Consider the following 6,615-nt stretch of genomic DNA (forward strand, 5'->3'; position numbering starts at 1 on the left):
CGAGCCCTGGCCTGCACATATTCCACGTTGATGTGGAAACGTTTGTCAAACAGCTCTACTAGACGCTCAGGCTCTCCCTTGCGCATAAAGCCCTGGTCAATAAACATGCAGGTCAGCTGATCGCCAATGGCCTGGTGCAGTAGAAAGGCCAGTGTGGATGAATCCACACCCCCGGACAGGGCCAGCAGGACGCGCTTGTCACCAACTTTTGCCCGGACTTCACGGATGGCTTCTTCAACAAAGGCTTCGGTAGTCCAGGTGGGTTCGCACTGACAAATGTGATAAACAAAATTGCGAATCAGCGCCTGACCATCAACGGAATGAACGACTTCTGGATGAAACTGCACACCATAGAAGCCCCGTTCATGATTCGCCACGGCGGCACTGGGGGTGTTATCTGTGTGGGCAAGCACTTCAAACCCCTGGGGGAGTTGGGTGACTGAGTCGCCATGGCTCATCCACATGGTGGACCCGTCATCGACATTGGTCAGTAGGTCGGTGGGATCATCGATATGTAGGGAGGCTTTGCCATATTCACCTCGTTCAGCGGTTTCAACCTGTCCCCCCAGCTGCTGCACCATGAGCTGCATGCCGTAGCAAACACCCAGAATAGGAATACCCAGATCCCAAATGGCGGGATCACACTTGGGCGCATGGTCAGCGTAGACCGAACTCGGTCCTCCTGAAAGAATGATGCCTTGGGGATTAAGTTGGCGAATTTTCTCAGCTGAGGTGCGGTAGGACAGCACCTCTGAGTAAACCTGGGTTTCGCGAATGCGACGGGCAATTAGCTCAGAATACTGGGAACCAAAATCAAGAATAATTAGCATCTGGCGGTTAAACTCGGGCGGTTTGGCAGATACTGTGTCGGTGATGGCGGGAGTTTTAGCAGTCACGGATACGTCCTGAAGCTCTAATGGATAGGGAAGCAGTGGTCTTATTATTGGGGAGTCATTTATAAATTGCTACTGACTAACCCCTGGAAGGTACTTGAGAAACGGTATGGGGTAAGGGGGCTAATGTTTCTCTAGGGGTTTGTAAAAAATTATTTTATCTAGAGTAGCAAACCACGGTAGTAATGCCGCACCTAGCTCGATCAGATTCTGGGATGGGTGCGGCGTAGTCCGAACTGTTGGGGTTCACACAGCGGTTCTAAAACGGGTGGTTCATAATGGAGGGCACGGTGAGCAGACCCTTAAACCCCCTATGAACCCCATTGACTACCTTCGTATCAGCCTGATTGATCGCTGCAATTTTCAATGTGCATACTGCATGCCGGAGGGAGCCGATCTAACTTACGTGCTGCGGGAGTTTTGGCTCAGCCACGAAGAAATTTTGACCCTTTTAAAGGGGGTATTTATCCCCTTGGGGTTTACAAAATTTCGCCTAACCGGTGGAGAACCCCTGCTGCGCCCCGGCATTGTGCCACTGGTAGAAGATATTGCCCATTTGCCCGAAACAACAGATTTGGCCTTGACTACCAATGCTTTTAAGCTAGAAAATCTGGCACAGCCTTTATACGATGCGGGGTTACGACGCCTCAACATCAGTTTAGACTCCCTGGAGCCAGAAACCTTTGAAGCGATTGTTGGCAAGTCTGCGCCCAACCATATGCGCTGGCATCAGGTATGGAAAGGCATCCAAACCGCACATCAGGTGGGTTTTGACCCACTCAAACTAAATGTTGTTGTCATTCCAGGAGTGAATGACCATGAGATTTTAGATCTAGCCGCCTTGACCCTTGATCGAAACTGGCATGTGCGCTTTATTGAGTTTATGCCCATTGGCAATGATGAGCTGTTTTCTAACAAAGGCTGGATTGACTCTGAAACCATTCGCCAACAGATTCGAGATCGCTGGGGCCTAGAGGAGTCAAGGGTTCGCGGCAATGGCCCCGCAGATGTTTTTAAGATTCCAGGGGCAAGAGGCACTCTGGGGTTTATTAGTCAAATGTCGGAATGTTTTTGCGATCGCTGCAACCGCATGAGACTCTCGGCAGATGGCTGGCTACGTCCTTGTTTGCTCAATGAAACGGGCCAGCTTAATTTACGAGAAGCCCTACGCAACGGTGAGCCAATTGAGACCATTTGCGATCGCGTTGGTACTCTAGTAGCCGCCAAACCAGAGATTAATTTTAAAATGAGAGAATCAGGCACCACCGGAGCCTACAGTCGGACAATGTCGCAAATTGGTGGATAAGACCGATTTGTAGCCCCATCTTGAGTCTTAATTCAAGACTTCCTATCTTAAAGCAAGTCCAAATTCAATGTAGCCAATCTTGAAGTTAGAATTATTTCGTGTCTGTGATCGACCAGTGGTTGAGCTAATTGGCCAGATGGGCGTCTTTTGACAACTTAATCTCATTTGAGACATTAGGTATTGATTTGAGTCTTAAGTTCTAATTTTAAAATCTACTTTTAAGACTCATTCAGGCTTAGTTAAGGAAAGATTGATTAAATTATTAGGCTGCTAGATCAAATGAATTCAACTCAGTCTTAATTCAATGTCAAATGTCTCTAAATGAGTCTATTTGGAGTGCTTTTTAGTCTTGCTTTGGGATTGGCTTGCTGGTGTTCATGGTGTTCCTGGTTATGAACAGAAACTATTGTCAATTTGACAAAATCCTATGGGCGCTTTGTCTGTCGATACAGCTGACAGCCTGTGGAGCCTTGGCTAAAACCAGTAATCCAATCTCTCCGCAGGAACTCGTGACTCAGATTCAATCTGGTACCACCCCATTAATTCTGGATGTGCGCACAGCAGAGGAATACGTAGCCGGTCATATTCCAGGGGCGGTTAACATTCATTTTCGAGAGATTAAGGCTCGCCTAGATGAGGTTCCTGAGAACGGCCCCATTGTGATTTACTGCGAACGTGGTATACGAGCGGCGATTGCCGAGAGAACTCTGCGTGAGGCCGGTGTAGGCGCAATCCTGCATCTGGAGGGAGATATGTTGGCCTGGCGACAGAACAATTTACCGCTTGAGCAGGACACTGTAATAGAGACAAATACTGAACCATCTTCTGTCCCGTCGGCAGCAGCGGAGGTGTCACAACTCCCCAACCCATGGCAGACAAGGTGGATTGTTGATGCTGCTGAAGCAAAACAGCTGATTGAACAAGGAGCAACGCTGTTAGATGCCCGCAAGTTAGCGCTCACACGTTTGCAGGGAGCTGTCTATGTGGATTGGCAACAGTTTTCTCCTGAGGATGCCATCACTCATGGCCGATTGCTTGCGGACAATGCCTTGTTGACTCAAAAGCTTCAGTCCTTGGGGATTTCAAGCCAAAAGCCTGTGGTGGTGTATGCCCACCCGCCCGGTGGGTGGGGGGAGGATGGACGGCTTGTTTGGATGTTGCGAACCCTGGGGCACTCCCAGGCAGTGATGGTGGATGGTGGGTTTGAGGCATTGGTGACCGCTAATGTGCCAGTGCAGCGGAGTCGAAATAATGCTGTTGTTCCCGGCGATTTTGTGGTGTCACGGACTTCTACTTGGGAGATTCGGCGGGATGAGCTGAGAGCTAAGTTGAGGCAGGAGAATGTGGTGATCATCGATAGTCGCGAGCCACGTGAGTTTGCGGGCCAGACTCCCTATGGAGAACAGCGTGGTGGCCATGTGCCAGGGGCGATTAACCTTTACTTTAAGCGGCTATTAGGGGAGGACGGAAAACTGTTGTCAGCCCAGGAAATACGGTCACAGCTGGAGGATGCAGGGATTTCTCCTGATACTCAAGTTGTTGTTTACTGCACAGGAGGGATTCGATCGGGTTGGCTAGCCTCGGTTTTGGTCGCATTAGGCTATCAGGTCCAAAACTATGCGGGATCCATGTGGGAGTGGTCAGCTGGGCCTGCAGATATGTATCCTTTGGAGGTGTTGTAATTCCTCAAAAATCTATCTTATGGCCCAGTTTCGCACGAGTCGGGGCCATGGGCCTATTAAGCGACTTGGAATGAATCAGCTAATTCTTTGATCTTTGAGGGGTTAAGTCCATTATTGCAAGGATTGCTCTTAAATTGTTAATTGCCTCACCCTGAAATCTTCTCCTATAGATGTCTGCTACCATCCTTAAACTCAGATCTGCGATCACACGCAGCCCCAAGCTGATAACGCCCCAAACCCTAGTTGCAGAGGCGATCGCCCATATGGGAAATCCCCATGAACCCTGTCAAGTTCCCCAAGCAGACCTCAACACCTATCGGGTTGATTTTGTCACCCGAGAACTGCACGATGAGATCAGATCGCGCTATTTAGTCGTCGTTGATCATCCCAAAATTCTGGGGGTCTTGACCGCATCCGATCTCCTGGCTTGCAGATACCCAGACAACGATCCGATTGACCACACGATTAGCCATTGTGCCCTACAGTCCTTCGCCACACTGGCCGAATCAGCATTAACAAACCTCCACACCCCGCTAAATTTGCTCAGGCAGCATCAGCTGCGCCCCATTGTGATGCTCGATGAGCACGGCCAAATCGCAGGATTGCTGTCCTATGAAGAAGTTCATGCCGTTGCCTTGGCCAGCCAGGTGCAACCGTCGGGTTCGCCTGCTTCCTCTACCTTTATCGCCAAGGCCGAACCCCAACCCCCTCCGTCGCCAAATCCCAGCATCGCTACGCAGCGAAATCAGGTGATGAATAAAATCATCGCTCAAGTACATTCATCACTGGATGTGCAAACGGTTTTAGACACAGCCGTGACTGAATTACGCGCAGTGTTGGAGTGCGATCGCATCATCACCTATCAATTGCGTTCTGATCTGACCGGCAAAGTGATTGCAGAGTCGGTGGATCATCCATCACGATCGGTGCTCCACAGCGAAGTTAGCGATCCCTGTGTCACCCCTGAGTGGCTTGAGCCTTACCGCCAAGGTAAGGTCCGCATCGTCAATGACATCCACGAGACAGAAATGACCATATGCCACCAGCAAATGCTAGTGGGTTTTGGCATTCGCTCAAAGATGATGGTCCCCATTGTGGTTGAAGGTGAAATTTGGGGCTTGCTGCTGGCGAGCGAGCAGGAGGTCTCTCGGCAATGGCAGCCCGCAGAAATTGAACTGGTGCGTCAGCTCGGGGTGCAGGTTGCGATCGCCATTCAGCAAGCCCATCTGGTAGAGCAATTACACCAGCAGCTCACCCAACGAGAGCAGGCTCAGCAACTCCTCACCCAGCGTAACCAACAGCTGGCCATTTCCAATATCGAGCTAGCCCGCGCTACCCGTCTCAAAGATGAATTTCTGGCCAATATGAGCCACGAACTACGGACGCCGCTCAATGCCATTTTGGGTATGACTGAATCCTTAATCGAGCAGCTCTTCGGGCCGCTCAATGAGCAGCAGATCAAATCCTTGAACACCATTGAAAATAGTGGCAATCACCTACTAGCACTGATTGATGACATCCTTGATCTGGCCAAGGTCGAAGCTGGTGCACTGTCGCTGGAACGGGCACCTACCCAGCTCGGCCCCCTATGCCGATCCAGCTTGGCCTTTGTGAAACAACTGGCTCATCAAAAAAGGATCCAATTAACAGAACAACGTACCGGTGATTCCATTCCAGATTTAATGCTGGATGAACGTCGCATCCGGCAAGTCCTGATTAACCTACTCACCAATGCGGTGAAATTCACCCCAGAGGGAGGCCATGTCACCCTGACCATCAGCCTGACTAAATCCACGGCCGCAACAGACGAATATTGGCTCAAATTTACCGTTGAAGATACCGGTATTGGCATTGAGGCCAACCAGTTAAACCGACTCTTTCAGCCCTTTGTGCAGGTGGATACCGCTTTGAACCGTCAATATACCGGTACGGGGTTAGGCCTGGCATTGGTGAAGCGCATCGTTGAACTCCACGGTGGGGAGGTGAGCGCGACGAGCCAGCTCGATGTGGGCAGTTGTTTTACGGTGGAATTGCCCTGTACCAGTGGCGACTCGCAGTCTGGGGCTCCAGAGACCCAGCGCCCCGGTAGTAGGGCGCCTCAATCTCCTCCGGCTGTCAAGCCCCTAATCCTATTGGCAGAGGATAACGAAGACAATATTGATGTGATTCAAGGTTACCTGGCCGCGAAAGGCTACCCAGTGATTATTGCCAAAAATGGACAGGAGGCAATTGCCCTGGCCCAAGCCCAGACTCCCGACTTGATCTTGATGGATATTCAGATGCCGGGCATGGATGGGATAGAGGCGATGATTAAGATTCGCCAAAATGAGACGTTACAGTATACTCCGATCATTGCCCTGACAGCCCTCGCTATGAAAGGAGATTTAGAACGCTGCCTTGCCGCTGGTGCCAATGATTATCTGGCCAAGCCGGTTAAGCTCAAGCAGCTGGTCGCCACAATGCAATCTCTTTTGGCATCAGACTAGACGCCTGGCCTAGTGGACCATGGTGGCTGCGTTTTGGTAGACGGGGGCTGGCGATGATTGGTTAAAGCGACTGGTGGTTGCTGCCATTTATATATTTGGTATCAAGCGAGGGGTGGGGGCAGAGAGTTTGAGTGAGTTTTTTCATGCCCTTCGTCTTATATAAAGTTTGCTTGAAGTTTATTAATGAATATTTTAACTACGTATAGCAATACTAGAAAATTACAACAGGCTTTTTGAAAAAGGTACGG

The 6,615-nt window shown here is 50.2% G+C and carries 4 protein-coding genes; 3 read left to right on the forward strand and 1 reads right to left on the reverse strand.

The annotated features are described in order from the left end of the window. Positions 1–896: glutamine-hydrolyzing GMP synthase (guaA, locus tag IQ260_RS25330; RefSeq protein ID WP_322745044.1), on the reverse strand; the 896-nt coding region annotated here is incomplete at its 3' end. Positions 897–1,206: 310 nt separating this feature from the next. On the opposite strand from guaA, the gene moaA reads away from it, so the two are divergent. The 3 genes from moaA (at position 1,207) to IQ260_RS25345 (ending at position 6,367) form a co-directional block, all read left to right on the forward strand. Then, positions 1,207–2,199 carry a GTP 3',8-cyclase MoaA gene (gene moaA, locus IQ260_RS25335; protein WP_193995859.1) on the forward strand — a complete coding sequence of 331 codons (993 nt, stop codon included), beginning with the start codon at positions 1,207–1,209 and terminating at the stop codon, positions 2,197–2,199. A gap of 392 nt (positions 2,200–2,591) precedes the next feature. Next, complete coding sequence (locus IQ260_RS25340; protein WP_193995860.1) at positions 2,592–3,881, forward strand: rhodanese-like domain-containing protein; 1,290 nt, start codon at positions 2,592–2,594, stop codon at positions 3,879–3,881. Positions 3,882–4,051: 170 nt separating this feature from the next. Beyond that, entirely contained in the window at positions 4,052–6,367 is a 2,316-nt protein-coding gene (locus IQ260_RS25345; protein WP_193995861.1) for an ATP-binding protein, read from the forward strand. Positions 6,368–6,615 lie beyond the last annotated feature (248 nt).

Source organism: Leptolyngbya cf. ectocarpi LEGE 11479 (assembly GCF_015207065.1).
GTDB classification, from domain to species: Bacteria; Cyanobacteriota; Cyanobacteriia; order Phormidesmidales; family Phormidesmidaceae; genus Leptothoe; species Leptothoe ectocarpi.

What these genes read in the sequence shown, in the direction of transcription:
- moaA (WP_193995859.1), top strand. Translation starts at nt 1,207, where the DNA reads ATGAACCCCATTGACTACCTTCGTATCAGCCTGATTGATCGCTGCAAT.
- IQ260_RS25340 (WP_193995860.1), top strand. Translation starts at nt 2,592, where the DNA reads ATGAACAGAAACTATTGTCAATTTGACAAAATCCTATGGGCGCTTTGT.
- IQ260_RS25345 (WP_193995861.1), top strand. Translation starts at nt 4,052, where the DNA reads ATGTCTGCTACCATCCTTAAACTCAGATCTGCGATCACACGCAGCCCC.